The following is a 209-nucleotide window of genomic DNA, read 5'->3' on the forward strand; positions in this document are numbered from 1 at the left end:
CGGCTTCGGTGTCGCCACGCTCGACTGGCGCGGCCAGGGCGCATCCGGGCGTTTCCTTAAAGATGGCCAGCGCGGCTACGTGAAAAGCTTTGGCGATTATGTCGCCGATCTCGAACTTCTTTTCGAACAGATCGTGCTGCCTGACTGCCGCGGCCCGTACCATGTGCTGGCGCACTCGGCTGGCGCGACCGTTGCGCTTCTGGCGGCGC

The 209-nt window shown here is 64.6% G+C and carries 1 protein-coding gene; it reads left to right on the top strand.

Translation table 11 applies throughout. From position 1 onward, the window contains the following. Positions 1 to 209, top strand: a 209-nt coding sequence (locus tag ASE56_RS16395; RefSeq protein WP_156371564.1) for an alpha/beta fold hydrolase, incomplete at both ends; no start/stop codon positions are given.

The organism is Microbacterium sp. Leaf203 (assembly GCF_001421275.1).
Lineage (GTDB): Bacteria > Actinomycetota > Actinomycetes > Actinomycetales > Microbacteriaceae > Microbacterium > Microbacterium testaceum_A.